Source organism: Variovorax sp. SG517 (genome assembly GCF_013376045.1).
In the GTDB taxonomy this organism is placed as follows: Bacteria; Pseudomonadota; Gammaproteobacteria; order Burkholderiales; family Burkholderiaceae_C; genus Variovorax.
This window is the reverse complement of record NZ_JABMJG010000006.1, coordinates 43,880-70,875: the sequence shown is the minus strand read 5'-3', so window position 1 is coordinate 70,875 and position 26,996 is coordinate 43,880. Positions and strand designations below refer to the sequence as shown.

Sequence of the window (26,996 nt, the reverse complement as noted above, 5' to 3'; positions counted from 1 at the left end):
GACGACCGGGAGACGGTTCATGTCTTCACGAGAAGACAGGATCCGGGCGATCGAGCTTTCCATCGAGCTCGCGCTCATAGATTTCCAGTGGCTGCGGCACGCCGAACAGATAGCCCTGGCACAGGCCGCAGCCGTGGCGCACCAGGAAGTCGCGCTGCGCGGGCGTTTCCACGCCTTCGGCCACGATCTCCAGTTCCAGGCTGCGCGCCATGCCGATGATGGCCAGGATGATCGATTCCACCTTCGGATCGAGCCCGATGCGGTGCACGAAGAACTTGTCGACCTTCACCTGGCTCAGCGGCAGCTGGGTCATGTAGGACAGCGACGAGTAGCCGGTGCCGAAGTCGTCCATGGAGAAACGGATGCCCAGCGCCGCCAGCGCCTGCATCTTGCCGACGGCGTCGGCCACCTTCTCGTGCAGCAGGCTCTCGGTGAGCTCCAGCTTGAGCTTCTGCGGGTCGGCACCGGTGCGCGCCAGCACGCGGCCCACCTGGTCGACGAAGTCCGCTTCGCGGAACTGCCGGGCGCTCACGTTGACCGAGAGCTGCATCCGTTGCCGCAACGGATCGCCGCTCCATGCCGCGAGCTGGCTGCAGGCCGTCTCCAGCACCCACAGGCCCAGCGGGATGATGAGCCCGGTGTCCTCCGCCACGTCGATGAACTGGCCCGGCAGCAGCAGCCCGCGCACGGGATGGTGCCAGCGCACCAGCACCTCCGCGCCCAGCACCCGGTTGTCGCTGGTGACCTGGCTCTGGTAGTGCAGCACGAACTGCTGCGCCGCAATGGCGGCGTGCAGTTCGTTTTCCAGCGCGGCGCGCGTGGTGATGCGGGTCTGCATGTCCGCTTCGAAGAAGCGCAGCGCGTTGCCGCCGTCGGTCTTGGCGCGGTACATGGCGATGTCGGCCTGTTTGAGGACTTCCTCGATCAAGGCCGTGCGGGCGTCGAACAGGGCGGCTCCGATGCTGCACGTGCCGTGGTGGTGCTGCGCGCCGAGCTGGTAGGGCTGGTTCAGGTGCGCGAGGATGGCCGCGCCGACGGTTTCGGTCTGCGAGGTGGCCACCGGGACCTGGTCGCTCAGGTTTTCGAGGATCACCACGAATTCGTCGCCGCCCAGGCGCGCGACGATGTCGCCCTCGCGAAGGCAGCTCTTCAGCCGCTGTGCCACCTGCTTAAGCAGCACGTCGCCGACGTCGTGCCCCAGCGCGTCGTTCAGCGTCTTGAAGTTGTCCAGATCGAGAAAGAGCAGCGCGCACAGTCCCGGGCGGCGTGCCGCGTCGCCAATGGCCTGGTGAAGGCGGTCGAGCAGCTGCCGCCGGTTGGGCAGGCCGGTGAGCGTGTCGTAGAAGGCCAGGTGCTCGATCTCGCGCGCCGCGCGCTTGCTCTGGGTGATGTCGCGCAGGATCACGATGAAGCGCGCACCGCGCTCCTCGGCCCTGCCGGCCAGGTCTTCGGCCGGGTCGCCGGCAGTGGCATCGACGGTCGCATCGGCCGCCTCGTCGACCGCCTTGCGCGACGCGGAAATCTCGAACCAGTTGCGCTCGCCCTGGTCGCGCCGCTCGAACTGGCGGCCGGCCGAGTAGCCCTTGGCGTTGGCTTCGCGCAGCGCCGCCATCACCTGCGAGGCCGCCTCGGGCGGCAGCAACTCCTGCAGGGTGCGGCCCACGGGGTTCTCGAGACCGGCGGCGGGAAAGGGCACGCGCGGCGTGTGGTGGCCGTGGCAGCGGCCGTCCAGGCCCACCTCGAGCAGCAGGTCGGGCAGGGCGTCCAGCGTGGCCTGCAGCTGCGCCTTGCTCTCGATGATGGCGGCCGTGTGGCGACGCTTCTCGGTGATGTCGTGGTAGACGCAGACCATGCCGCCATCCGGTGTCCGGCTGCGCGTGGCACGGATCACCTGGCCGTTCTGCAGCAGCGCCTCCTGTTCGGAGTGCGCCTGTGCCATCTGCGGCGCATTCAGCGCCAACCAGCCGGCGGGCCCACGGCCGTGCACCACGTGCTGAGCGGTCTCGTCCATGATGCGCCGAAAGGGCAGCCCCGGCGCGATCATCGATCCGACCCACGGGAACATCGCGACGAAGCTGCGGTTCCAGGTGAGCACGCGGTGCTCGGCGTCAAGCAGGATGAAGCCGTCGATCATGGACTCCAGCGCCTGGTCCAGCGTGGCCTTGGACTGCACCAGCTCCATGCGGGCACGCCATTGGCGGCGCAGCTGGACATGCGTGAAGCACGCCACCGACAGGATCATCAGCGCGACGGCTGCGCCGGTCCATGCGATCAGGTCGCGCTCGCGGCTCCAGTCCATCAGCGCGGAGGTCAGCGGCATGCTCGCGACGATCAGCAGATTTCGGTGCAGCGTAGGCCGGGCCACCACGATGGCCGGTTCGCCGCTCAGGCGTGCGGCCATGCGCTGCGGCTTGCCGTCGCTGGTCTGCTCGTGCAGCGGCGGCTCGATCGGCCTGCCGGCGAGGTCGTCGCGTGGTGGCACGCTCGCCAGGAGTGAACCGGCATCGCGTTCCAGCGTGACCTCCAGGCCGCGCAGGCCGGCACCCTGCGTCATGATCGTCGCGAGCAGCGACAGCTGCACCTCCGCCACCGCCAGCATGCGCGAGCCGTCGGCGAGCGTGACGGCGCGGGCGAAGTACAGCACCTTCTGCGAGGTCACCAGGCTGATGGCCGGCGCGCTGATCTCCAGCGTCGACACGGGCTTCGCCAGCACGCCGTCGACGAAGCCCGGCGGCAGGGCCAGCGGCAGGTATTCGCCGCGCCGGTCCGACGAGGCCACCACGGTGCCGCGCGCATCGACGAAGGCCACGTGGCGCACCAGCAGGTTCTGCCGCACCATGTTGTCGAGCAACTGGTGCGGCCCGGCGCTGGCAGCGTCTCGGCCGGCGCTGCCGGCCTTCGAGCCGCGCAGCAGTTCGTTGGCGCCCGCGAGCAGCATGTCGACGCTCAGCAGCGCGCGATTGAGCGCGGCCTCGGAGCCGGTCACGAAGCGGACCGTCTGGTTCTCGTGATCGGTGATGGCCTTCAGCCTGGCTTCCCAGACGATGAAGGAGGCCACCGTCCCCACGGTGGCGAGGAAGACCAGCGCCACGCCGTAGACGATGGCGGCGATGCGGCGGGGAAACCGTAACGTCACCGTGCCGTGGCCCGGGCCTGGATGCCGACCACCGGGGCGACCGTCTGGTTCCATACCGTGGCGCACACCGGGCCGCAGCGCTGAATCCATCCGGGCAGCACCTGGGTCGCGAAGATGTCGCGGCGGCGGGCCTCGTCGCGCGGCGAGGGCCGCACCGCCAGCATGCGCCCCCTGGTTGCCCTGCCGCAGCCTGCCGCACCCGTGTTGCAGGCGATGCCCTCCTCGGTCTCGCGCTCCGACTGGGCCCACACCGCGGCCTCCAGCCGCGGCAGTTCCTTGCGCAGCAGCGCCTGCAGGTCCGGCGGCAGTGCATTGAAGCTCTCGCGGTTGGCGGCGAAGACGGCCACGCCCCAGTTCAGCGGCATGGCATAGAGCACGCTGGTCACCTCGTGCAGGCCCAGCGTGTGCCCGGACATGGTGCCGGTGATGACGCAGTCGGTGTTGCCCGATTTCATGTTCGCCATGATCTGCGAGAACTCGGTGTACACCGGCGTACCGCCGAGCGCCGCGACAAAGTCGGCCTGTGTCGGGCTCGACACGCGCGTGCGCCTGCCCGCGAGGTCGCCGAGCTGCTGCATCGGCTTGTTGCAGAACACCACCTGCGCCGGATAGATGTAGACCGCCAGCAGCTCCACGTCGTAGCGCTCGCGCAGGGCCTGCGACAGATAGGGACGGAATGCGCCGACCACCCGCCGCAGCGTGGCGATGTCGGGATTCAGGCCGGCCATGTCGGGCGCACCAAGCTCCGGAAACTGGGTGGATACCTGGCTCATCAGCGCCGTGCCGAAGGGCACGACGCCCAGCTGCATCAGATTCAGCATTTCCTGGCCGGGCACGCCGGCACGGTCGAAGGGCACGATGCTGGCGGTGTAGCGGCCGCCGGACAGCGCGGCGAGATCACGCGTCCAGAACTGTTCCTCCTGCCCCGTGTACTGCGTGACCCCGGCCAGTCCTCCAACGATGCGCAGGCGCTGCACAGGCGCGGTCTGTGCATGGCACAGCGATGCGACGAACATCAGAAGTGCGACGAGGTAGGCCAAGGTGACGTCGTGCCAGCCAGGGCGGGGCAGCGCCCGGGTGCGGGGGAAGTGGATCAGGGAACTTCATCATGGCACAGGAACGCCGGGTGGCGGCGTGCGGGAGCGCCGCCTGTTGCGCGCCGGGGACGGCCGCCGGCCTGCCGCGGCATCGGGCTGCCCGGACGGCGCGCCGGCAACAGGAGCTTGCCGAGCGGGCTCTCAACGAGCTCGGCAGCGGGGGCGCAGGGATGCGGCCCCCGCCGCGGTCATCGGGATTTCCCGAGCCCGTCCACGAACGGGATGGCCTGCTCGACGGTGTCCCAGATGAAACGACCCGAAGGGCTCTGCTGCTCTTCGACGATGTGGGCCACCAGGCCCGCCGCGCGCGAGATGACCGCGAAGCCGCGCATCACGGCAGTGGGCACTCCGATCTCGCCGAGCAGCGCCGCCACGGCGCCGGTCGCGTTGATCGTGATGGGGCGCTGCGCCACCGCGTCCACGGCGGCCGAGAGTCTCTCGAGCGCGCGCACCTTGTCTCCTGGCAATTCGGGCTCCGCGCGCGCGATGTCGAGCAGCTTGTAGGCACGCGGATCCACCGGCTTGTGCAGATGATGGCCGAACCCGGGCACCGGGGTCTTGAGCGCCTTGTGGTGGCGCGCGATCTCCAGCGCCTCGGCGTCCGGATCCGCTGCCGCGCCGATGCGATCGAGCAGGCCCGAGCAGTTCTCCATCGTGCCGACGAAGGAGCTGCCCACCGCCAGCAGGCCCGCCGAGACGGCGCCCTGCAGGTTCTCGGGCGCGCTCATGTAGACCAGGCGCGTGGCGATGGCGCTGGGCGTGAGGCCGTGTTCCATCAGGACGATCAGCACGGCGTCGGTGATGCGCAGGTCCACGCCGCGCGGCGTGCGATTCAGGATCTGCTTCAGCATCGCCTCGGTGAAGGTCTTCTTGCCGAGCAGATCCTCGACCAGATCCTCGTCGCGGTAGTGCAGGCTGGTGAGCGTGTGGGTGCAAAGGCCCGTGACGGGCGTGGCGGGAGAGTTGGGCATGGTGTGGTCTTTCATTGGGCTGTGGCGATGGCGGGGGGCGATGGCGGAAACCATCGCGCGTTCGCGCACGGTCGCCTTGAGCACCTTGCCCACCGGAGAGCGCGGCAAGCTCTCATAGAAATGGATGTGCTTGGGTGTCTGCACGGGGCCCAGGCGTTCGCGCACGAACGCGATCAGCTCGGCCTCGGAGGCCCGAGCGCCCGGGCGCAACTGGACGGCAGCCTGTACGGCCTCGCCCCACTTGTCGTCGGGAATGCCGAACACCGCGCATTCGTGCACCGCGGGGTGCTGGCCCAACGCGTTCTCAACGTCCACCGGGTAGACGTTGAAGCCGCCCGTGATGACCAGGTCCTTCAGGCGATCCTTGAGGTACAGGTAGCCCCGTTCGTCGATCAGGCCGCGGTCGCCGGTGTGCAGCCAGTCGCCCACCAGCGTCTCTGCCGTCTTGTCGGGCAGGCGCCAGTAGCCGCTCATCACCAGGTCGCCGCGCGCCACCACCTCGCCGACCTCGCCCGCGGGCAGGAGTCGGCCATTGGGCGCCATGATGGCCACGTCGCTGAACCACGTGGTGCGGCCCACGGCTGCCCAGTTGCGCTCTTCCTCGAAGTCCTCGGGGCGCATCACCGTCAGGATCTGCGGCGCCTCGGTCTGGCCATAGGTGGTGCCGAGCACCGGGCCGAAGAAGTCGCGCACCTGGCGGATCTTCTCGGGCGGCATCGGCGCCCCGCCGTAGATCAGGCGGCGCAGCTGCGGAAAGTCCGCGCGCGAAGCGCCCGGCAGTGCCATCAGCATGTAGACCAGCGTGGGGGGCATGAAGCACACCGTGCCGCCGCGCTCGCGAAAGGCCGTGCGCACGGCCTCGGCGCCGCTCTCGGCCAGCACGACGTGGCAGCCGCCCTGCGCCAGGATGGGCAGGAGATAGGTCGAAGTGCCGTGGGTGATCGGGGCGGCCATGATGTAGCGATCACGCGGCTCGAATCCCCAGGCATGGATCTGGTTGACGATCGTGGCCATCCAGGCGCGATATGGCTGGATCACCCCCTTGGGCGCGCCGGTGGTGCCGCCGGTGAACTTGATCGCCTGCGCTGCCTCGGGCGGCAGGGCGAAGGTGGGCCGTGCAGCCCCGGAGTGGCGCGCGATCAACGTGGCGATGGTGGGTTTGCTGTCCCCGCTTTCCCCGGTTGTGCCGCTGTAGATGCGCGCACCCGGCGCGCCTTCGAGCAGGCCGGCGCAGGCGGGGTCGACCACAAGGATCGAGGGCTCGGTCGCATCGACGATCCGGCGAATCTCGGGGCGGGTGCTCTTGGGGTTGAGCGGCACCCAGACCTTGCCGCAGGCCAGCGCGGCCAGAAGCGCCACGATGTGCCCGGCGCTGTTGCTCGCGCAGATGCCCACGCGGCTTTGCGGCTCGGGGTCGAGTGCGCGCAGGGCCGAGGCCAGCGCGGCCACCTGGGCGGCCAGTGCGTCGTAGCGGGTCGTGCCCTCGGGGGCGTCGATGGCGATGCGGTCGGGCCAGCGTTCGGCCGCGCGCCAGAAGAAGTCGATGGGAAACATGGGGCAGGCTCCTTTTTTTCCTTATTCGGCCGTGGCGCCCGACGCCTTGACCACGTCGCGCCAGCGCTTGATCTCCGCGGCAGCGAACGCGCGCATCTGCTCGGGCGTGCCGGCCTCGGGCGTGGCTGCCATGTCCTGCAGCCGCTGGCGTACTTCCGGCGCGGCCAGGACCTTGCCCAGCGCGGCATTGAGCCGGTCGATCACGGGGCGCGGCGTTCCGGCGGGGGCGGCCAGGCCGAACCAGGACTGGACGTCGAAGCCCGGATAGCCCGACTCGGCCACGGTGGGCACGTCGGGCAGCAGCGGCGAGCGCCGGGGACCGGTGATCGCGATGGCGCGCAACCTTCCGCCCTGCACATGCGGCAGCGCCGAGGGCGCGTTGTCGAACATCGACTGCACCTGCCCGCCCAGCAAGTCCGTGATCGCGGGAGCGCTGCCCCGGTAGGGCACATGCAGCATCTTCAAGCCGGCTTTCATCTTGAACATCTCGCCCGAGAGGTGGATGGATGAGCCGCTGCCCGAGGATGCGAAGGTGATGCCGTCGGGCTGCTCCCTGGCGAAGCGCACGTAGTCGGCCACGCTCTTCACCGGCAGCTTCGGGTCGACCACCAGGATGTTGGGAATCTTGGCGATCAGTCCGATGGGCTCGAAATCCTTGATCGGGTCGTAGCCGAGCCGGGCATAGAGCGACGCGTTGATCGTGTTGGCGATGGTGTAGACGTAGAGCGTGTAGCCGTCGGCGGGGGCGCGGGCCACGGCTTCGGCGCCCACGTTGCTGTTGGCGCCGGTGCGGTTGTCCACCAGCACGGGCTGGCCCAGCTGTTCGCCCAGCCTGATGGCGACCAGGCGCGCGATCACGTCCGTGGCCCCTCCCGCGGCATAGCCGACCACGAGCTTCACCGGCTTGGACGGCCAGGGGGCGGGCTGTGCATGCGAGGGCAGCGCGGTGCTGCAGACCAGCGCAGTGGCAAGGGCCAGCAAACGCCGGCGGGATGCGGTCGGGCATAGCATGTTCTGTTGTCTCCTTCAGTATTTCGGTGACGGCGGCGGTGCCTGCCCGAAGGCCTGGCACCGCACGGCAAGCGCGTCCGTCAGGCAGGAATTCTTTGGCAGCCCCGTCCATCGCACCAATCGGAACGTCCACCAGACGGACGTTTTTGGGCACACTGGAGGGCTCGTCCCCTCGACTTCCGAACCCCCTCGCATGCCGACTCGCCGCATCCCTCGAGCCGCCCACCAGGCAAGCGCCCCGAGCGTGGCGCCGCCCGGTCCGGCGGACACCGAGCCCGGCGGGGACAGGGACAGCAGCGGCCGCACGCTGCGGCGAGGCCTGCAACTGCTGGATGCGGTACTGGCCAGCGACCGAGAGGGGCTGCGTGTGGTGGACCTGTGCCGGATCGCGCAACTGGAGCGCGCGACGGTCCACCGGCTGCTGGCCACCTTGCTGGACACCGGCCACGTGGCGCAGCGCGGACGCTTTCGCTACGTCGCAGGGCCACGGCTGGCGGCCATGGCATTGCACGATGCAACGCCCAACATGGCGGCGCGGCTGCGCCCCGTGCTGGAGCAGGTGAGTGCCGCATGTGGCGACGCCGCCTTCGCCATCGTGCGCGAAGGCGCCGCCTCGCGCTGCATCGCACGGCACGTTGGCACACATCCGATCCAGATCCTCGTCATCCAGGTGGGGACGCTCCAGCCGCTCGGCGTGGGGGCGGCGGGACTGGCGCTGTTGTCGGCGCTGCCGGACGAACAGATGAAGGCCGCCATCGCCGCCAATGCGCCGAACCTGGCGCGCTACGGTGGAATGACGCCCGAGCGCATGGCGCTGCTGGTGCAGGCGACGCGCCAGCGTGGCTGGTCCGTCATTGGCAACCACGCCACCGACGGCGTGCTGGCAGTCGGCATGGCGGTGCGCAATGCCGCTGGCGAGCCCTCGGCCGCCATCAGCGTGGCTTCGACCCTCGAGCGGATGCCGCGCGAACGCCAGCAGTTGATCGCACGGCTGATGCGCGACGCGCTCGCCGCCCTGCTGCCGGACGGCTTGTGAGCGTCACGGAGCCACAGGTCGAACGAGCCACCTCGACGGCTGCGCGCCCTTGGCCTCCGGCCGGATGATCAATGCCGCGCAATCATCCGCGGCATTGATGTGAATTTTTCGGAGGCGCGATTCGCACCATGTGCGCCGCGCGAATTCTCGGGAACAGGGGTTTGATCGATGAGTCGTGCCGACGGGTGGCAATTGCCTGGTCGCGTGAGTTGGCGCATGCCGGGATCGCCGGTCGACCCTCCGTGGCGTGGCTTGGCAGTGCATCCGTCGCGTCGCAATTAATTTCACGCCGCGCAGCTTCGACGTACCGAGTACGGCAAGGCGCCGTCGATTTTTCTCGACGAATGAAGGGGGCTGGCTCTGTCGTCCCGTTAGGAAAACTCCTCTTGCCGCACTCCGCCGAGCTTGCGAGGGAGACAGGTTCGTGCTGAAAGCAAGGGAATTTTTCCTGAATATTTCACCGGAAATAAGCATTCCTAATTTCCATCTAATTCTCCGGTCAGCCTGCGGTCAGTTCCAATCAAATCGGAAATTTAATGGCGACCTGGCGCCTGCGAAATCAAAGGATTTGGAAATCGTTATTGACACATGAATGTCATTGACGATTTCTACATTTCTCCACGTTGCGGTTTGCTTAATGAAAAAGCACGCCGCCGTTGTTTCCTTCAGGTTGATCAAAACCATCAATAACTCATCGCCCCAAGATATATGACCATCTTCGACAAGAAAGTCCTGCTCACGTCGTTGACGACGGTTGCGGCCTGCGTGCTCGCTGCGTGCGGAGGAGGAGGGGGCGGCGCAAGCAGCGGCTTCTTCCCGATCACCACCCCACCCACCAGCACGACCGGCCCCACCAGTTCCACCAGCACGACCTTCAGCGGCGTGGTGGCCGCCAGTGGCTACGTGCCAGGCAGCGGCACGGGCAATCCGACACTGAAGGCCGGCTACTACCAGAAGGCGACGGTCTTCGTCGACGCCAACGGCAACGGCGTGCTCGACAGCGGCGAAGCCTCGACGCTCACCGATGCCAACGGCAAATTCACGCTGACGACCAGCCAGGCCGGCCAAATGGTGGCCGACATCGGCACTTCCGCAACCAATACCGCGACCGGCGCCCCCGTCGCCGGCCACCTGATCCTGCGTGCCTCCGCCGCCCAGATCGCCGACCAGGGCGTGGACAAGATCGTCATCAGCCCGCTGTCGAGCGAAGCCCAGCGCCTGGTGGAAGCCAACGGCAGCAGCTACGCGGCCGAGAAGGCCAACTTGATTGCTCGCCTCAACGGGCCGACCTTCAACCTCGGCTCGGCCGCGTTCATCGACCCGCTGGCCGACGTCAACGCCCTGAGCGGCGCCACCCAGTACGCCGCGCTGTACGAAGACAACCAGCTGACCAACCGCTACACCTACGCGACGACCAAGCTCGACCGCAAGGACCTGTTCCCCGACAACCTGGCCGTTGCCGGCGGCGATCTCCGGCTCGTCGGCCTGTCGGGCGTGACGCTCACCAACACGGACGGCAGCAAGGCCACCCCCACCGTGCCGACGCAGAAGCAGGCGCCCATCACCTTCGCGCAGGCGCAGCAGGCCGCCTTCAACGTGGAAGGCGTGCCGGCCTACGACAACATCTTCATCATCGTCGAGGAGAACAAGTCGACCGACGTGATCGTCGGCAATCCGCGCGCGGCGAACATCAACTACATCCTGAACAACTACAACCAGCTCAAGACGTACTACTCGACCGGCAACCCCTCCGAGCCCAACTACACCGCGCTGGGCGGCGGCGACGACTTCGGCATCCACGACGACAACTGGTTCGGCTGCGGCGCCGTCGCCCCCTACGACATCAAGGACGTCGCATTCGCGGGCGGCACGGCCTCCGACGGCCAGGTCATGCCCGCGCAGGGCGCGCTCCCGCCGGCGAACAAACAGAGCCGCTCCCAATATGTCCCGACGGACGCGACCTGCGGCGACCACCCGACCGGCGGCACCGTGCACAACGTCCCGGGCAGCAACCTGTTCACGGCGATGTCCAAGGCGGGCCTCACCATCCGCACCTACAGCGAATCGATGAACCCTGGGCAGGACGTGCGCGCCGACAGCATCCTCGACAACGCCGTGACCGCCACATACGACTCGAGCAAGCTCAAGGGCGCCACCAACCTCGACGGCTCGGCGCCGCCCACCCTGGTCGGCTCGCCCAGCTTCCCCGCGCAAGGCGGCCTCTACAAGGTCAAGCACGGCCCCTCGATCGCCTTCCAGGGCGCCCGCAGCCTGCCCGACTTCGTGGCCAACAACCGCACCATCTTCGGCACGCAGTACCAGGAAGCCGACTGGCTCAATTCCTCGATCTTCCCGGTGCCGACCGGCTGGATCTACGACCAGTTCGGCAAGGACCTGGACACGGGCGACGTGGGCAATATCAACTTCATCGTTCCGGACCAGTGCGACGACATGCACGGCGTCGGCTCTGACACCAGTTGCGCGAACACCAACAACGACGGCCAGGCCGCCGGTACCATCCGCGCTGACATCTACCTGGGCATGGTGGTCAACAAGATCCGCAACTCGGCGCTGTGGAAGAACCCGCACAAGCGCGTGGCCATCGTCGTGATGTACGACGAAGGCGAAGGCGGCAGCAACGGCTCCTGCTGCGGCTGGAACGCCGGCGGCCCGAATTCGGGCGCGGCGCCGGTGACGGTGGATGCGAGCGGCAAGGCGACGGCCACCACGCCGCCGCCCAACTATGCGGGAGGCAACTTCGGCCACGGCAACTCGATCTTCGGCATCATGACCAATCAGCAGGACGTGGGCACGGCGAAGAAGCAGGTTGCCGACTCCGACTCGTACAGCCACTTCTCCTTCCTGCGCACGCTGCAGGACATGTTCCAGATTGCCGACCCGGGCGTCGATGCGTCGTATCTGAACCGCACCAAATACACGGAAGCGTTCATCACGGCCAACATCCTTGCACTGCCTGAATACCAGGCCAGCGCGGACACGCATTTCGACTCGGTGCGACCGATCAACCATGCCTACGTGATCCCGGCCAACTACACCCAGAAGCTGTACGCGAACGACATCGTCGGCGTGCAGGACGCCCTCACGGGCAAGCTGGAAGGCCAGATCACCCCGCAGACCGGCGCCGACGCGAGCCAGAACAACGTCTGGGCGACCAGGTAAACCGGCGTGCGCATGAGGGCAGGGGGACCTCCAGCCCCCGAGCCCCTTGCGGACGACCGCTCCTGGACTGCGGGTTCGCGCGAAGGCAAGGAAGAGAACGAATCGAAGGCTGCCCTGGCGGCTCTTCGGAGATGCAACGGTCAATGATGAATCTGGCAAAGGACAGGTGGGTCCCGCTCGGCATGGTGCTCGTGTCCGCGCTGCTGTCGATAGTGGCGGCCTGCGATAGCAAGGGCACGGCAAGGACCACGAGCAACACCCGCCCCGGCGGATCCGCCTTGAGTCTTCGCGCCCAGGTCGGTCAGATGGCCTTCTTCGACAAGAACCTCTCGAGCGGCAGGAACATGTCGTGTGCGAGCTGCCACGACCCGCAATATGCCTATGGTCCGCCCAACAGCATCTCGGTGCAGCTGGGCTCCGACATCACGCAGACCGGCGCGCGCGCCGTCCCATCGCTGCGCTACAGGGAATCGACGCCACCCTACAGCGACGACGCACCCAACCCCGACGGAGTGACGTCCAGCTCGCCAGGTGGCGGCCTCATGTGGGACGGCCGCGCAGCGACGCTGGCGATACAGGCCGGCATGCCGCTGCTCAATCCGGTCGAGATGAACAACAGCTCGAAGGAAGCGGTCGTGAAGGTCGTCCAGGCCAGCACCTACGCGGGCTTGTTCAGGCAGGCCTTCGGCGCCGATGTGTTCAACGACACCGATGCGGCTTTCACCGCCCTTGGCAACGCAATACAGGCGCTGGAGACGGAAGACCTGAGCTTTCATCCATACAGCAGCAAGTACGACCTGCATGTCTTCAACAAGATCGGCGGCACGCTGACACCGGCCGAGCGACGGGGCGAGATCGTGTTTCACAGCACTGGCGTCGCCAACTGCTCGGGCTGCCACTACACGGGCGCCAACTTCAACGGCACCACCGGCCTGATGACCGACTTCACCTACCAGGCCCTGGGCGCGCCGCGCAACGACAGGTCGATTCCGAACAACCCCGACCCGATTCCGGCCAACGACGACCCGAAGTACTACGACATGGGTCTGTGCGGTCCCTTCCGAACCGACCACGCGCCCGCCACGCCGGACACGGCGAGCCCGTACTGCGGCATGTTCAAGGTTCCTGGCTTGCGCAACGTGGCGACGCGGGGAGCGTTGTTCCACAACGGCGTCTTCCATTCGCTGGAGCAGGTCGTCAACTTCTACAACACGCGGGACACCAACCCCGAGTACTGGTATCCCGCCAGCAACGACGGCGCCGGTGTACCGCAGGCGAATCCTGCCTGGGCGCTGCAGCCCACCCATGTGCCGGGCGCGACGGTCGACAAATACAACGACCTGCCGCCATCGCAGCAAGGCAGCCTCGACGAAGAGGTGCCCATGGGCACGGGCGAGGGCGGCGACAAGACCCTGGCCAGCGGCACGAAACCCCGCGCGCCCGGGTCCCCTCCGGCCATGACGCCGCAGCAGATCGCCGACCTGGTCTGCTTCCTCGGCACGCTGAGCGACGGCTACCAGCCCTCCGCAAAGCCATCCACCACCGACAGGTGCACGAAATGAAGGCGGGGCGAGGTTCGATGCGCACCGCCGTGCTGCTGCTGACGGTGTCGCTGGCCTGCCTGACCGGTTGCGGCAACGAGGAGGCGCGCTTTCCCAGCCGCGACAACTTCACCGCGACGACCAACGACTACCTCGCGCAGCGCGGGCATGTGTGCCTGGCCAAGTACGCCTGGCCGATCACGGTGGCGGCCGGATCGCGCGAGCCCGATGCGCAGCAGATGCCGGTGCTCGAGAAGCTGGGGCTCGTGACCGGCAGGGATGTCGTCTCCGCCGCCGCGCAGCCGCCAGCCCGCGAATACGCACTGACCGAGGCGGGGCGCAAGTACTACCTGCACGTGCCCGTGGTGGTCCGCACGACGACGCAGACGATCACACACTCGGGCGACTTCTGCGCGGCCACCCTGAGCCTCGATCGCCTGATCGGCTGGGATCCGCCGCAGACACGCGATGGCCGCACCGCGACCTCGCTGCTCTTCACATACCGAATCGCACCCGAGCCCTGGGCCGCGGCACCCGAAGTGCTGCAGGCCTTTCCGCTGCTGGCGCGCGCCATCCAGCGCGAGGGAACGATGCAGGTACGCCTCGGCGTTCACCTGACGCGGCACGGCTGGGTTGCCGACGAGCTCGACGAGCACTGAGTCCGCGTCCGCCACCGATCTCCAGCAAGACCAAGCACAAACCCCATGAATACCCGCTTCATCCGCCCGAGCCGGCACACCCTGAATTCGCTCAAGACCCTGGCGGGCATCGCCGCGATCTGCGCCCTGGCCGCCTGCAGCGTCGGCCGCGATGCCGACGCGCCCACCGCCGAGAATCTCGCGGCCCCGCTCGACGACTACCTGGCCCAGCGCGGCGATATCTGCCTGGCCATGTCCAACTGGCCGATCGACCTGACCGAAGCCGAGGCCGGCGCGGGCGCGCGCCATGCGCTCCAGTTCCCCGTGATGGAGCAACTGGGCCTGGTACGCAGCACCATCGTCGCCGCGCCGAAGAGCAGCGAGAACCCGGACGGCGCGGTCAAGCGCTTCGAGCTGACCGAGGCCGGCCGCAAGTTCTACAAGTCTCACGCAGGCCGCGATGGCGAGCACGCCAGCGACTTCTGCGTGGTTCATCTCAAGCGCGAGAAGATCGTCGACGTCAAGGTCGGCAGCTCCGGCGCCGGGCGTCCGCTGGCGGTGGTGAGCTACACCTACCAAGCTGAGTCGGCGCCGTGGATGCAGGACGCCGACGCGCAGCGCGTGTTCCCGATGATCGCGCGCATCATGAACGGCGCGGGCGGCGCGCTGCAACTGCGTCAGGGCTTCACGCGCGGCGAGAAGGGCTGGGTCGCCCAGACGGGGCCGGTCTGATGCGCGGCTCATTGCATAGTGCCGCATCGCATAGTGCCCACAGGTCGCCATGAGCACCGTCGTCCGCTTCTCGCCCGACCTGGGCCGCTGGCTCAAGCACAAGCTCGATGCCGGTCAGCTGCCGCCGGCGCTGGTGGCCGCGATGCTGAAGCAGGGAATGAACGAGCGTGCCGCGCACGCCATCGTCGCGGCGTTCGTCGATGCGCGGCAGCAGGGCGCGGCGATGCCGGATGGCGTCGTCGAACTTCATGACGATGCGCCATCCAGGCCGACCGCAAGGCTCGCGCCGGGCACCCGCATCCTGGCGGCCGACCGCGAGATCGCCGTCCACTCGCGTGGCGACGACCCGGTCCTCGCCACTCTCGGCAACGTGGTGGACGCCGATGAATGCCAGGCCATCATCGAGATGGCACGGCCGCGCCTGAGACCTTCCACCCTGGTCGACCCCATGAGCGGCCGCGACGTGGTGAGCGACAAGCGCGCGAGCTGGGGCATGTTCTTCCGCCTGTGCGAGAACGACCTGATCGCCAGATTCGACCGGCGCCTCTCGGCGCTCATGAACCTGCCGCTGGAAAACGGCGAGGGACTGCAGGTGCTCCATTACCCGACCGGCGCGGGCAGCGAGCCCCACCACGACTATCTGGCGCCCACCAACGCCGCCAACCGCGAATCCATTGCGCGCAGCGGCCAGCGGGTGAGCACCCTGGTGACCTATCTCAACGACGTGCCGGAAGGCGGGCAGACCGTGTTCCCGCGCCTCGGCCTCGCGGTTTCGCCGATCCGTGGCAATGCCTGCTACTTCGAGTACGGCGATGACCGAGGCCGTGTCGACGCGCGTTCCCTGCACGCGAGCGCACCGGTGACCCGGGGCGAGAAGTGGGTCGTGACGAAATGGATGCGCGAGAGGCGCTTCGTGGCTGCCGACGAAGCCGCGAAGCTCTTCGCCGGGTCTTGAGACCTTTCTTTGCAGCTTCGCCGCGGGGTCGGGAGTTCGCCGGCCATCTCCCGAGCGAGGGCCCGGGAGGCCATTTCCTTGAGGCCGGGCCGCGAGCTATCCGACCCGACTGCTCCTTCGAAGTGTCCGCGCGTTCTGAGCGCACGTGTCCCGAAATTCAGTGCTGATTCGCTCATCGGCTGCCGCGCTTTCCCAGAATGCGAGCGCAGCACGCGCAGCCTGCTGCCAGATGCCCTTCTCGGAGGGCAGGGGCAGTTGCGGGGCATAGGTCCTGGGGGGCAGTTCCACCCCCCGCACGGGGGCGTAAGTCATCGGGAGCATGTCGTAGATCGGCGCCAGTTGCAGTAGCACCTGGTCGGCGTCCTGAACGGGCTGGAACGACAGGTTGCCGTCGTGCATGTCGGTATTGCCGATGAGCTGTCCGAAGTGCCCGACAAGATCGATGCGGCGGAGGTCCTCGTCGGTGACCCAACCCCGGTTGACCAGGGGCTGGACACCTTCTGCCCATCGGCGGCCGCTGACGCCGACGAAGGTCGAGTTCAGCGTGCTCCAGGAAACGACCGGCGAGCGGCCCATGGCGCCATGCCTGTCGAATCGGTCGACTTCGAGAAAAGTCCGGCCCGCGATGAGGTGGATTCTGGACTCGGCCACCTCGATGCCCGCATGCGCGGCCAACGCGCGAGCGGCGAGGTGCTCGCACAGCAGCAGGTCGGCCCAACGCCGAGTGCCCGGAGAATCATCGGAGCCGGAGAACTTCACAAGGACATGCCTGTCCTGTCCGGCCATGCGCCGCATGGCGGTGAACTTCGGAAACTCACCACCCGCCGATGAGCCTGCCACGCCGAGCTCCAGCATGTCTGCGGCGAGCCGTGGGTAGGACCGCTGCAGCTGATCGTCGCCCAGGCCATGGGGGACGGCCCCGTCGCTGAGAGCCTGAACCTGTGCAAGCCACTTCCTGGCCGCAGCCTCGCCAACCAGCAGATCGCCGGGGACATCGGTGCCCAGCAGCGACAGGGCATGCAGGACGTCATCGTCCGACCAGGACGCCGGGTCGTCGTTCACTTTCAACAAGGCTGCGTGGTGTCGCGCGAAGTTGCGCCCGAGGAAGCCTTGAGGCCGCATGTCCTGCATCATGTAGGGCAGCCCTTCGAACCAACCCTGCTTCATCTCGTCGTCCAGGGGCCAGCCGGGCTTTCCGGAGAACTCAACGGCAGTCCCGTCGGGATACAGCAGGTCCAGCATGGCGATCTCGTGCGGGATGCCGTCGCGGTCGATCCGCAAGAGCGGGATGGGATTGAAGTCCCCTCGCAGTGCGCGGCGTGCCGCGTACTTGGTGCGCCTGGCGTTTCCGCGAACGATGACTTCCGGCCCCGCGGCGCGGATGGCCCGACTCAGGGTAGGGCGGCTCACCTTCATCGCATCGGCAAGGGCGCCCGCCTGAAGTGGTCCCCTGGCCCGGAGGATTGCAACAGGGTCAGCGGTCATATGAAACGATATATGAAGACCAAATATAGGGAATTTTCATAGGAAAACTCTTCTTGGAAGATCGATACAAGAAACGATTCATGAAACGATTTTACGTCAGAAGAAGGGTCGCCGATGATGTCCGGCATCGCGCCGGCGACTGACTGCTCAGTCGCCCGCGCATCCGCTGCGCTGGAGCACCGGCAGCAGTTGCGGCCCCAGCGACTTCAACAGCTGGGTCGGCAGCGCGCTCGTGAACCTGTAGCGGGCGGCATGGGGTTCGTGCACGTAGGCCATGACGGTGCCGAAGTAGCGCTCGCCGATCATGAACACGAAGGTGGCAGAGCGGTCGATCTTGCGCTCGGAGATCACCCGCCCGCCGCGGCCGGTGCGCTCGTAGCGGTGGTCGCCGGTGCCGGTCTTGCCGCCGATGTCGATCGCGCGGCCGTTCGCATCCTCGAGTGCCCCCTTCAGGCGGCGTGCCGTGCCGTCGTTCACCACCTCGAGCAGTGCCCGGCGCAGCGTGGCCGTCACTTCCGCCGGCAGCACCTGCTCGGGCTTCGCGTTGCGCGGCTCCAGGCGTGTCTCGTAGGGCGTGTCGCGAGCGAAGTGCAGCGCCTCGACCCGCTGTGTGGGCAGCCGGACGCCGTCGTTCACGATGATGCCCATCAGCTCGGCCAGGGCGGCCGGCCGGTCGCCCGATGCGCCGATGGCGCTGGCGTACGACGGCGTCAGCGAGGCGAAGGGGTATCCCTGGCGCTGCCATGAGCGATGGATCTGCGCGAAGGCGTCGAGCTCGAGCAACTCGCGCAGGCGCCTGTCCTGCGCGCTCTTGTGGCGCGTCTTGAAGAGCCAGGCGAAGACCTCCTGGCGCTCTCCCGCGCTCGCGTCCAGCACATCGGCCAGCGTCGCGCCCGGGTGGCGCCGCAGGAAGCCCACCAGCCAGAGCTCCAGCGGATGCACACGGGCGACATAGCCGCGATCGGCCAGCGACAGGCTCGCGTAGGTGGTGCGCAGCGCCTTCAATTCGCGCGGCGAGGCCGCGCCCCGACCCAGCTGCCGCGTGAGCAGTTCGTCGAGCCGTGCGTCGCTGGCATCCGGCTCGATCGTGAACAGCACGCTCGCCAGGCGCGGCGCAGACGACCGGAGGCCGCGCAACAGCAGCGCCTCGGCTTGCGCGGCGCTGCGGTTCTGGTACTTGCGATGAAAACGGGCGAGGAAGGCCGAACCCTCGCGGTCGGCAAAGCGCGAGAGCAGCTCGCGCCGGCGCGGGTCGGCGGGGTCCTTCAGCAACCGCTCGGGGTCTGTCGCGCCGCCGAACATGCGGTGACGGACCAGGTCGCGCATCAGGCGGATGAACACCAGGTTGACCGAGTGCTTGAAGCCTTCGCGCACGGTCATCGAGCTGCCGTTGCGCGAGCGCTCGAAGTTCTCGAACTGGTGCAGCCCGCCGCCGGTGAAGAAGGCCTCGCCCGGGCTCGCGGAGTATTTCCGCTCCATGGCCGCCTCAAGCATCGGCGCGAGGCGGCGATCCTTGGTTCCGAGCAGGTACTGGCGCGCCCACATGCCCAGCGGGTCGCGTGGGCTCGGCGCCAGCGCCGACAGCTCGGCCGCGCCCAGGCCGGACCAGTTCGCGTGCAACTCGGCCACGATCTCCAGGTAGCTCACAAGGGTGCGCAGCTTGGCGGTCGATCCCAGGTCCAGCCGGGCGCCCTGGTTCACGTCGAAGGGCTGGTCGATGCTGTCGGCCTGCACGCGCAGCAGGTTGGCCCCGGCGCTGCGCTCGAACAGCGTGAAGCTGTAGATCAGCGGGCCTGGGTCCGCACCAGGGTCGAGCATGTGTGGGCCGAACAGGCCCGCCGCCTTGGCCGCGGCTGGAATGCGCAGGCCGGCCAGCACCCGGGCCGCCATAGCCTGCGCCTCGCTGTCGAGGCTCGTTTCGGCCTCGAGGTCGAGGCGTTCCAGGTCGTAGGCGCGCGGCACGTCGAGCAGCGTGGAGATATGCGTGCGCAGCGCGGTCGTGGCCTTGCGCTGCACGAAGTCCGGCCGGGGAGTCGGCGGCAGCTCGGGCTGCAGGTGCAGGGGAAGCGGCAATGCCGCATCGCGCAGGGAGGACGTGATCAGGCCGGCCTCGGCCATCAGCCGCAGGTAGCTGTCGGTCAGCCGGGCCAGGCCCTCGCCGTCGCCGAGCAGGTGCTGCGAGGGGCGGCGCTGCGCGATCATCAGCGACAGCGCCTCCTTGAAGGCCGCGGCCTGGCGTTCGAGCGCCTCGGGCGTGGGCGCGGTGCCTTCGGCGTCGTCGGCCAGCAGGCGGTTGACTTCGCGGACGTCGCGCCCGTACCAGGCCCACAGGCCGTCGCCCAGGCCGTGCACCTCGCCGATGCCTGGGCGCGCGGCCAGGGGCACGGTGTCGAGGTAGTCGACGACGATCTGGCGCCGCCGCGCCTGCGTGTCCTCGCCGTCCTGGTAGGCGCGCAGCGAGGCCGATGCCATCTGGCGCAGCTTCTCTCCGACCGACCCGGTGCGGCCCTGCGGCGAATGGCGGTATTTCTCGATCTGGGTGGCCAGCGTGCTGCCGCCGCTCGCCGTGCGGCCCAGGCTGACCGTCCGCAGCGCTTGCTCGAGCACCGCCTTCGCAAAGCGCTCCGGGTCGATGGCGGGGTTGCGCTGCGGCGGCTGCGCGTCCAGCAGGTGGCGGTCCTCGACGAAGAGCAGGGCGCTCACCAGCAGCGGAGGCACGTCCTCGAAACGCTCGTAGGCGCGCCCGGGTACGCGCGTGTGCAGCAGCGCCTCGTTGCGGCAGTCGCGCACGCTCAGGCCGGCCTGGTTTTTCTCGCGGTAGGGAGCGAAGAGCCCGTGTTCCTGCAGCTCGATCAGCCGCGGCGACATGCGCGCCTGGCGGGTGACGGCATAGCCCTGGCGCTGCAGGCGCTCGATGAAGTCAGGAAGCTGCCTGTAGCCCAGTCGCTCGTCATACGGCCCCGTACCTGGAAAGCGGATGGCGTCGCTGGGACCGGCGTCGACGCTGAAGCGCGCGTCCCTGGCAAGGTCGCGCCACAGGGCCGATTGCAGCCGCGAGGTCTTCAGCTCGTCCGCCACGAACACGGCAAGCGCTCCCCCCATGGCGAGCCCTGCGCCGACCCAGAAGAGCTTCTTGAACCATGCCATGCTCTGCCTCGCGAACAGTCTGCACCGTGGGTTCGTCAACCAAGATGATGCGCCTTTCGCGGGCTTTTGGGGTGGCATGGCGAGAGGAGCGGTGCGCCTGCGTCATTCCCCCTGCTGCGACAGACGCTGCCCCATCTCAAGCCTGAGGTGCAGCCCCCTCCGAAAGTCGCGCGCACGCTGTCACGCCGCCGGAGGGTTGCAATCCACGGATTCAGGAGAGGCCGCGCACCCGAACCGACGCCAGGCCAGCTACCGCAGCACCAGAACCGGCAGCGATGACCGAACCAGAACCTGCTGTGTCTCACTTCCCAGCAGGAGGCGCTTGAGGCCCTTGCGTCCATGCGAGGCCATCACGATCAGATCGCTCTTGTGCTTCTTCGCCGCGGCGACGATCGATTCGGCGATCAGGTCGGAGCTGGCTTGCGCAGTCTTGATCCGCACGCCGCGTTCCCGCGCACGGTTGTGAATCTTGTCGAGCATCGACTGTGCCTTTTCCGCCCATTGCTTCTCGATGCGCCCGACCTCCTCGGCGGAGAAGGACATCGAGCCTTCGAAATAGCTCTTGGGGTAGCGGGGAACGACGGTCAATGCCACCAGGTCCGAGTCGTTCTGCACCGCCAGAGCGATGGCGCTGTCGACGGCCTTCTTCGAAAGGGCGGTGCCGTCGGTGGCGACGAGGATGCGTTTGAACATGAGGGGCTCCGCGTGGTTTGCGGCAGAGCTTAGGTGCGCCAGGAATACACGGCTTGATTCAGATCAAACGGCTCGCGCGGCCCGCCTCTTAGGCTCGCCCGATGAATGCCACGCTCGCCCCCGATCGCGCCGCGATCCCCGACTTTCCCGCCGTAGACGGCGACCAGGCCTGGCAGCTGCTGGACGATCCGGCCGAATGGCCAGTCTTCGGCCGCGAGCTGGATGCCGCCGGCGCGGGCTGCTGGGAGTCGCAGGTGATGGTCGAGGGCATGCACTGCGCGGCCTGCGCCTTCACGGTCGAGGCCGCGCTGCGGCAGGTGCCGGGCGTGATCGAGGCGCAGGTCAACGCGGCCAGCCGGCGTGCGCGCGTGGTCTGGTCGCCCGCGCAGACCCGGCCTTCGCGCTGGTTCGAGGTCTGCGCGAAGGCCGGCCATCCGCTGCTTCCCGGCGGCGACCGGTCCGCCCGTGAACTGCGCCGGCGCGAATCGCGGCTGGCGCTGTGGCGCTGGCTGGTCTCGGGCTTTTGCATGATGCAGGTGATGATGTACGCCTACCCGGCCTACGTCGCACGTCCCGGCGACATGGGCGCCGATTCGGCGCAGCTGCTGCGCTGGGCTTCCTGGGTGCTAACGCTGCCCGTCGTGCTCTTCTCCTGCGGGCCATTCTTTCGCAGCGCCTGGCGCGACCTGCGCATGGGCCGCATCGGCATGGATCTACCGGTGGCCTTCGGCGTGCTCGCGACCTTTGCGGTCAGCACTGCCGCCACCTTCGATGCCACGGGACCGCTCGGCCACGAGGTGTACTTCGACTCGCTGACGATGTTCGTCTTCTTCCTGCTCACGGGCCGCTGGCTCGAGGCGCGCCTGCGCGAGCGCACCGCCGGCTCCCTCGACGCCTTGATGAACCGGCTGCCCGACGGCATCGACCGGCTCGCGCCCGACGGCAGCTGGCGCCGGGTGGCGGTGCGGCGCCTGGCTGCTGGCGACGTGGTGCGCGTGCGCCCCGGAGAAGCCTTCCCGGCGGACGGCATCGTCATCGATGGCGGCACCAGCGCCGACGAGGCCCTGCTCACCGGCGAATCCCGGCCCGTGCCGCGTGCTTGCGGCGACCGCGTGCTGGCCGGCAGCCACAATCTCTCCGCGCCGGTCCGGGTGCGGATCGAATCGGTGGGCGAGGGCACTCGCTTCACGCAGATCGTCCGGCTGATGGAGAGTGCCGCCTCTCGCAAGCCGCGCCTCGCGTTGCTGGCCGACCGGGTGGCGCGGCCTTTCCTCGTCGCGGTGCTCGCAGCGGCGGCAATGGCGGCGGCGTTGTGGTGGCCGACGGATCCTGGCAAGGCGCTGATGGTTGCCGTGGCGGTGCTCATCGTGACCTGCCCATGCGCGCTCTCGCTCGCAACGCCGGCCGCCATGCTCGCCAGCGCCGGTGCGCTGGCGCGCGGCGGGGTGATGACATCCAACCTCCAGGCCCTGGAGGCGCTCGCGTCGGTCGATACCGTTGTGTTCGACAAGACCGGAACCCTGACCGGCGACATACCGCGCCTGGAGCGCATCTACTGCCGCCATGGCATCCGGCCCGGCGACGCACTGGAGACGGCCGCCGCGCTCGGCGCGCAGTCGCTGCATCCTGTGTCGCAGGCGCTGGTGAATGCGTGGAATGCCCAATTCCGTGCTCCGCCCGACTGGGCAACCGACAAGGTCGCCGAGACGGCGGGCCGTGGCATCGAGGGCTTCATGCGGCGCCTGCGCGCGGCCGCCGATACGGGCTGCCCTGTGCGCCTCGGCTCCGCGGCTTTCTGCGGCGTGGCGGCGCTGGATGTCGACGCCGCGCAGGTCCACCTCGCCGACGGGCAGGGATGGCTCGCCAGCTTCGTGCTGGTCGAGGAACTGCGCGCCGATGCGGCGGCCGCTGTGGCCGCGCTGCGCGAGCAGGGCCTCACGGTGCGGCTGCTGTCGGGCGACAGGGATTCGGCCGCGCGGGAGATCGGCGCGCGTTGCGGCATCGACTTCGCGCGGGGCGGCTGCACGCCGGAAGACAAGCTCGACGCGCTGTGGCGCCTGCAAGCCGAGGGCCGCCGGATCGCGATGGTGGGCGACGGCCTCAACGACGGCCCTTCGCTGGCGCGCGCCGACGCCTCGTTCGCCTTCGGCCGCGCCGTGCCGCTGTCGCGCGCGCATGCCGACTTCGTGGTGCTGGGCGACAAGCTCGCCACCATCCCGCAGGCCATCGCGCAGGCGCGCAGGACGCTGCGCGTGGTGCGCCAGAACCTCCTGTGGGCCGCGGGCTACAACGCGCTGTGCGTGCCGCTGGCCGTCGCCGGCTGGCTGCCGGCATGGCTCGCGGGGCTCGGCATGGCCGCGAGTTCGCTCGTGGTGGTCCTCAACGCGGCGCGGCTGGCGTCCGGCGCGAGACAGGCGCACTGATGGACATCCTCTTTCTTCTCGTGCCGCTGTCGGTGGCGCTGGTCCTCGCGATCCTCGGTGGCCTGTGGTGGGCCATCGAGTGTGGCCAGTTCGAGGACGTCGACGCCGAGGGCGAGCGCATCCTGCACGGCGATTGATCTGCATCAACCCGAGGGGCGGGGTGCCCACGGAAACTGCCCGCAACTCAATCAAGGGCGCCACGATGCAACCACCGAACCCACCCGCCGCGGAATACGACGACACCGTCGTGCGGCAATTCGCGCTCATGTCCGTGGTCTGGGGCGTGGTCGGCATGCTGGTCGGCGTGGTCATCGCTTCCCAGCTGACGTGGCCCGAGCTCAACCTCGGCATTCCGTGGCTCAGCTATGGGCGCCTGCGGCCGCTGCACACCAACGCGGTGATCTTCGCGTTCGGCGGCTGCGCGCTGATGGCCACCAGCTTCCACGTGGTCCAGCGCACCTGCCAGGTGCGCCTGTTCGCGCCCAGGCTCGCGTCCTTCGTGTTCTGGGGCTGGCAGGCGGTGATCGTGGCGGCGGCCATCAGCCTGCCGATGGGCTACACCAGCGGCAAGGAATACGCCGAGCTGGAGTGGCCCATCGACCTGCTGATCGCGGTGGTCTGGGTGGCGTACGCCATCGTGTTCTTCGGCACCATCGGCATGCGCAAGGTGCGCCACATCTACGTGGCGAACTGGTTCTTCGGCGCCTTCATCATCGCGGTGGCGCTGCTGCACATCGTCAACAGCGCCGAAATCCCGGCAGGCTGGATGAAGAGCTACTCGGCCTACGCCGGCGTGCAGGACGCGATGGTGCAGTGGTGGTACGGCCACAACGCGGTCGGCTTCTTCCTCACGGCCGGCTTCCTCGGGATGATGTACTACTACATCCCCAAGCAGGCGGGCCGGCCGGTGTATTCGTACCGGCTGTCGATCGTGCACTTCTGGGCGCTGATCTTCACCTACATGTGGGCGGGCCCGCACCACCTGCACTACACGGCGCTGCCCGACTGGACGCAGTCGCTGGGCATGGTGTTCTCGTTGATCCTGCTGGCGCCGAGCTGGGGCGGCATGATCAACGGCGTGATGACGCTCTCGGGCGCCTGGCACAAGCTGCGCACCGACCCGATCCTGCGCTTCCTGATCGTGGCGCTGTCGTTCTACGGCATGTCGACCTTCGAGGGGCCGATGATGTCCATCAAGACCGTAAACGCCCTGAGCCACTACACCGACTGGACCGTCGGCCACGTGCACTCCGGCGCGCTCGGCTGGGTGGGCTTCATCACGATGGGCTCGCTCTACTACCTGATCCCGCGCATGTACGGCCGCACCGCCATGTACAGCGTGAAAGCCATCGAGGCGCACTTCTGGATCGCCACCATCGGCATCGTGCTGTACATCGCTGCGATGTGGATCGCCGGCGTGATGCAGGGCCTGATGTGGCGCGCCATCAACCCCGACGGCACGCTCACCTACACCTTCGTGGAGAGCGTGAAGGCCACCTTCCCGTTCTACCTGGTGCGCGTGATCGGCGGCGTCCTCTACCTGAGCGGGATGCTGCTGATGGCCTGGAACGTCTGGATGACCGTCATCTCCGGGCGCGCGGTGCGCGCCGAGATCCCGCCCCCTGCCATGGCCCACGCCTGAGGACGCACGATGAACCAGAACAACTCCAGCCCGGCTTCCGGCTCCGGCGGCTTCACGCACGAGAAGATCGAGACCAACAACCTGCTGATGATCGTGCTGATCCTCGTGGTGGTGGCCGTCGGCGGCCTCGTCGAGATCGTGCCGCTGTTCTTCCAGAAGTCGACCACCGAGGCGGTGCAGGGCGTCAAGCCGCTCACGCCGCTGCAACTGGCCGGGCGCGACGTCTACCTGCGTGAGGGTTGCTACAACTGCCACTCGCAGATGATCCGGCCCTTCCGCTCGGAGACGCTGCGCTACGGCCACTACTCGGTGGCGGGCGAGTTCGTCTACGACCATCCGTTCCAGTGGGGCAGCAAGCGCACCGGGCCCGACCTGCACCGCGTGGGCGGCAAGTACAGCGACGAGTGGCACCGCATCCACCTGAACAACCCGCGCGACGTGGTGCCCGAGTCGAACATGCCGGCCTACACCTGGCTGGAGAAGACGCCGGTCGATGCCGAGGCGCTGCCGGCCCACATGCGAGCGCTGCGCCGCGTCGGGGTGCCCTACACGGACGCCGAGATCGCGGCCGCCGCGGAGGACGTCCGCGGCAAGACCGAGATGGAGGCCACGGTGGCCTACCTGCAGTCGCTGGGCCTGGCGCTGAAGTAGGCACGGCGGCAAAGGACACAAACCATGATCGACCTCACCACCTTGCGCGTCGCCGCCACCGTCGTGTGCTTCGCGCTGTTCATCGGCATCGTGATCTGGGCGTATTCGCGCCGCAACGCGCCCCGCTTCCATGAAGCGGCGCACCTGCCCTTCGAGCAGGACTGAAGGGAGAAGCACGATGAGCGATTTCATCAGCCGTTTCTGGTCCGACTACGTGGCCGTGGTCTCGCTGCTGAGCATCCTCGGCTGCGTGGTCCTGTTGTGGCTCACTGCCCGCAAGCGCGTCGCCGCCAGTGCCGACAACACCACCGGCCACGTCTGGGACGAGGACCTGCGCGAGGCCAACAACCCGCTGCCGATGTGGTGGGTGGGCCTGTTCGTGCTGACCATCGTCTTCGGGCTGGGCTACCTGGCGGTCTTTCCGGGGCTGGGAAGTTTCCGAGGGCAGTCCGACTGGACCTCGCGCGGCGAGTACGACGCGGAAGTCGCCAAGGCCACGCAGGAGCTCGCACCCGTCTACGCGAAGTACGCCGCCATGCCGGTCGAGGACATCTCCAGGGACCCGCAGGCCAAGGCCATCGGCGAGCGGCTCTTCATGGGCAACTGCGCCCAGTGCCACGGCTCCGATGCGCGCGGCAGCAAGGGCTTTCCCAACCTGACCGACAAGGACTGGCTGCACGGCGGCACGCCCGAGAAGATCATCGAGACCATCACCAAGGGGCGCGTGGGCGTGATGCCGCCCATGGCGGCTGCAGTAGGCTCTCCCGACGACGTGAAGAACGTCGCCAACTACGTGCTGAGCCTGTCCGGCGAGCCGCACGATTCGGTGCGCGCCGGCCTCGGGAAGTCGAAGTTCACGGCCTGCGCCGCCTGCCACGGCATCGGCGGTGTCGGCAACCAGGCGCTGGGCGCGCCCAACCTCAGCGACAAGATCTGGCTGCACGGCTACGGCGAGGCCGCCATCGTCCAGATGATCAACTCGGGCAAGCACAACGAGATGCCCGCGCAGGAAGGCCGCCTCACCGAGGCGCAGATCCGGATGGTCGCGTCCTACGCCTGGGGGCTGTCCAATAATGCGCCCGCGGCCACGCCCTGAAGCCGGCG

19 protein-coding genes and 1 pseudogene are annotated in these 26,996 nt (G+C 68.2%); 12 read left to right on the top strand and 8 right to left on the bottom strand.

Annotated features, from left to right (window positions below; genetic code table 11):
• Window positions 1-25 precede the first annotated feature (25 nt).
• From FHT32_RS18930 to FHT32_RS18910, 5 genes and pseudogenes are all read right to left on the bottom strand, one after another.
• Window positions 26-3,136 carry an EAL domain-containing protein gene (locus FHT32_RS18930; protein WP_176666156.1) on the bottom strand — a complete coding sequence of 1,037 codons (3,111 nt, stop codon included), beginning with the start codon at window positions 3,134-3,136 and terminating at the stop codon, window positions 26-28.
• Window positions 3,133-4,176 carry a TRAP transporter substrate-binding protein gene (locus FHT32_RS18925; RefSeq protein ID WP_371132200.1) on the bottom strand — a complete coding sequence of 348 codons (1,044 nt, stop codon included), beginning with the start codon at window positions 4,174-4,176 and terminating at the stop codon, window positions 3,133-3,135. Before FHT32_RS18925 ends, FHT32_RS18930 begins: the two co-directional genes overlap by 4 nt.
• Before the next feature lie 245 nt (window positions 4,177-4,421).
• On the bottom strand, window positions 4,422-5,204 hold the full coding sequence (locus FHT32_RS18920; protein ID WP_176666538.1) for a citryl-CoA lyase: 783 nt from the start codon (window positions 5,202-5,204) through the stop codon (window positions 4,422-4,424).
• A gap of 42 nt (window positions 5,205-5,246) precedes the next feature.
• Window positions 5,247-6,758, bottom strand: a pseudogene (locus FHT32_RS18915) (class I adenylate-forming enzyme family protein); the annotation flags it as partial.
• A gap of 21 nt (window positions 6,759-6,779) precedes the next feature.
• Window positions 6,780-7,769, bottom strand: coding sequence for a tripartite tricarboxylate transporter substrate binding protein (locus tag FHT32_RS18910; RefSeq protein ID WP_176666155.1), 990 nt, complete (start codon window positions 7,767-7,769; stop codon window positions 6,780-6,782).
• A 193-nt stretch (window positions 7,770-7,962) separates the two neighbouring features.
• On the opposite strand from FHT32_RS18910, the gene FHT32_RS18905 reads away from it, so the two are divergent.
• From FHT32_RS18905 to FHT32_RS18880, 6 genes are all read left to right on the top strand, one after another.
• Window positions 7,963-8,805, top strand: coding sequence for an IclR family transcriptional regulator (locus FHT32_RS18905; protein ID WP_176666154.1), 843 nt, complete (start codon window positions 7,963-7,965; stop codon window positions 8,803-8,805).
• 708 nt (window positions 8,806-9,513) lie between these two features.
• Window positions 9,514-11,985 (top strand): phosphoesterase, encoded by a 2,472-nt coding sequence (locus tag FHT32_RS18900; protein ID WP_176666153.1) that lies wholly within the window; start codon window positions 9,514-9,516, stop codon window positions 11,983-11,985.
• A 143-nt stretch (window positions 11,986-12,128) separates the two neighbouring features.
• Window positions 12,129-13,547, top strand: a complete 1,419-nt coding sequence (locus FHT32_RS18895; protein WP_371132199.1) for a cytochrome-c peroxidase — start codon at window positions 12,129-12,131, stop codon at window positions 13,545-13,547.
• Window positions 13,544-14,185, top strand: coding sequence for a PadR family transcriptional regulator (locus FHT32_RS18890; protein ID WP_256099058.1), 642 nt, complete (start codon window positions 13,544-13,546; stop codon window positions 14,183-14,185). The genes FHT32_RS18895 and FHT32_RS18890 overlap by 4 nt, the downstream gene beginning before the upstream one ends.
• A 45-nt stretch (window positions 14,186-14,230) precedes the next feature.
• Complete coding sequence (locus FHT32_RS18885; RefSeq protein ID WP_176666152.1) at window positions 14,231-14,896, top strand: hypothetical protein; 666 nt, start codon at window positions 14,231-14,233, stop codon at window positions 14,894-14,896.
• Between the two features lie 49 nt (window positions 14,897-14,945).
• The gene (locus FHT32_RS18880) at window positions 14,946-15,851 is read left to right on the top strand and encodes a 2OG-Fe(II) oxygenase (RefSeq protein ID WP_176666151.1); all 906 of its coding nucleotides are present in this window, start codon (window positions 14,946-14,948) and stop codon (window positions 15,849-15,851) included.
• 96 nt (window positions 15,852-15,947) lie between these two features.
• Here FHT32_RS18880 and yjjJ read toward each other — a convergent pair whose 3' ends face one another.
• The 3 genes from yjjJ to FHT32_RS18865 form a co-directional block, all read right to left on the bottom strand.
• Window positions 15,948-17,336 (bottom strand): type II toxin-antitoxin system HipA family toxin YjjJ, encoded by a 1,389-nt coding sequence (gene yjjJ, locus FHT32_RS18875; RefSeq protein WP_176666150.1) that lies wholly within the window; start codon window positions 17,334-17,336, stop codon window positions 15,948-15,950.
• A gap of 147 nt (window positions 17,337-17,483) precedes the next feature.
• Complete coding sequence (locus tag FHT32_RS18870; RefSeq protein ID WP_176666149.1) at window positions 17,484-20,483, bottom strand: transglycosylase domain-containing protein; 3,000 nt, start codon at window positions 20,481-20,483, stop codon at window positions 17,484-17,486.
• A gap of 249 nt (window positions 20,484-20,732) precedes the next feature.
• Window positions 20,733-21,176, bottom strand: coding sequence for a universal stress protein (locus FHT32_RS18865; RefSeq protein ID WP_176666148.1), 444 nt, complete (start codon window positions 21,174-21,176; stop codon window positions 20,733-20,735).
• Window positions 21,177-21,277: 101 nt separating this feature from the next.
• Between FHT32_RS18865 and FHT32_RS18860 the strand changes: the two genes are divergently transcribed.
• From FHT32_RS18860 to ccoP, 6 genes are all read left to right on the top strand, one after another.
• Window positions 21,278-23,599 carry a cation-translocating P-type ATPase gene (locus FHT32_RS18860; protein WP_176666147.1) on the top strand — a complete coding sequence of 774 codons (2,322 nt, stop codon included), beginning with the start codon at window positions 21,278-21,280 and terminating at the stop codon, window positions 23,597-23,599.
• Window positions 23,599-23,736 (top strand): cbb3-type cytochrome oxidase assembly protein CcoS, encoded by a 138-nt coding sequence (ccoS, locus tag FHT32_RS18855; RefSeq protein ID WP_176666146.1) that lies wholly within the window; start codon window positions 23,599-23,601, stop codon window positions 23,734-23,736. Before FHT32_RS18860 ends, ccoS begins: the two co-directional genes overlap by 1 nt.
• 65 nt (window positions 23,737-23,801) lie before the next feature.
• On the top strand, window positions 23,802-25,241 hold the full coding sequence (gene ccoN, locus FHT32_RS18850; RefSeq protein ID WP_176666145.1) for a cytochrome-c oxidase, cbb3-type subunit I: 1,440 nt from the start codon (window positions 23,802-23,804) through the stop codon (window positions 25,239-25,241).
• Window positions 25,242-25,250: 9 nt separating this feature from the next.
• Entirely contained in the window at window positions 25,251-25,892 is a 642-nt protein-coding gene (gene ccoO / locus FHT32_RS18845) for a cytochrome-c oxidase, cbb3-type subunit II (protein WP_176666144.1), read from the top strand.
• A 24-nt stretch (window positions 25,893-25,916) separates the two neighbouring features.
• Window positions 25,917-26,057 (top strand): cbb3-type cytochrome c oxidase subunit 3, encoded by a 141-nt coding sequence (locus tag FHT32_RS18840; protein ID WP_176666143.1) that lies wholly within the window; start codon window positions 25,917-25,919, stop codon window positions 26,055-26,057.
• Between the two features lie 13 nt (window positions 26,058-26,070).
• Entirely contained in the window at window positions 26,071-26,988 is a 918-nt protein-coding gene (gene ccoP, locus FHT32_RS18835) for a cytochrome-c oxidase, cbb3-type subunit III (protein WP_176666142.1), read from the top strand.
• The last annotated feature ends 8 nt before the right edge of the window (window positions 26,989-26,996 follow it).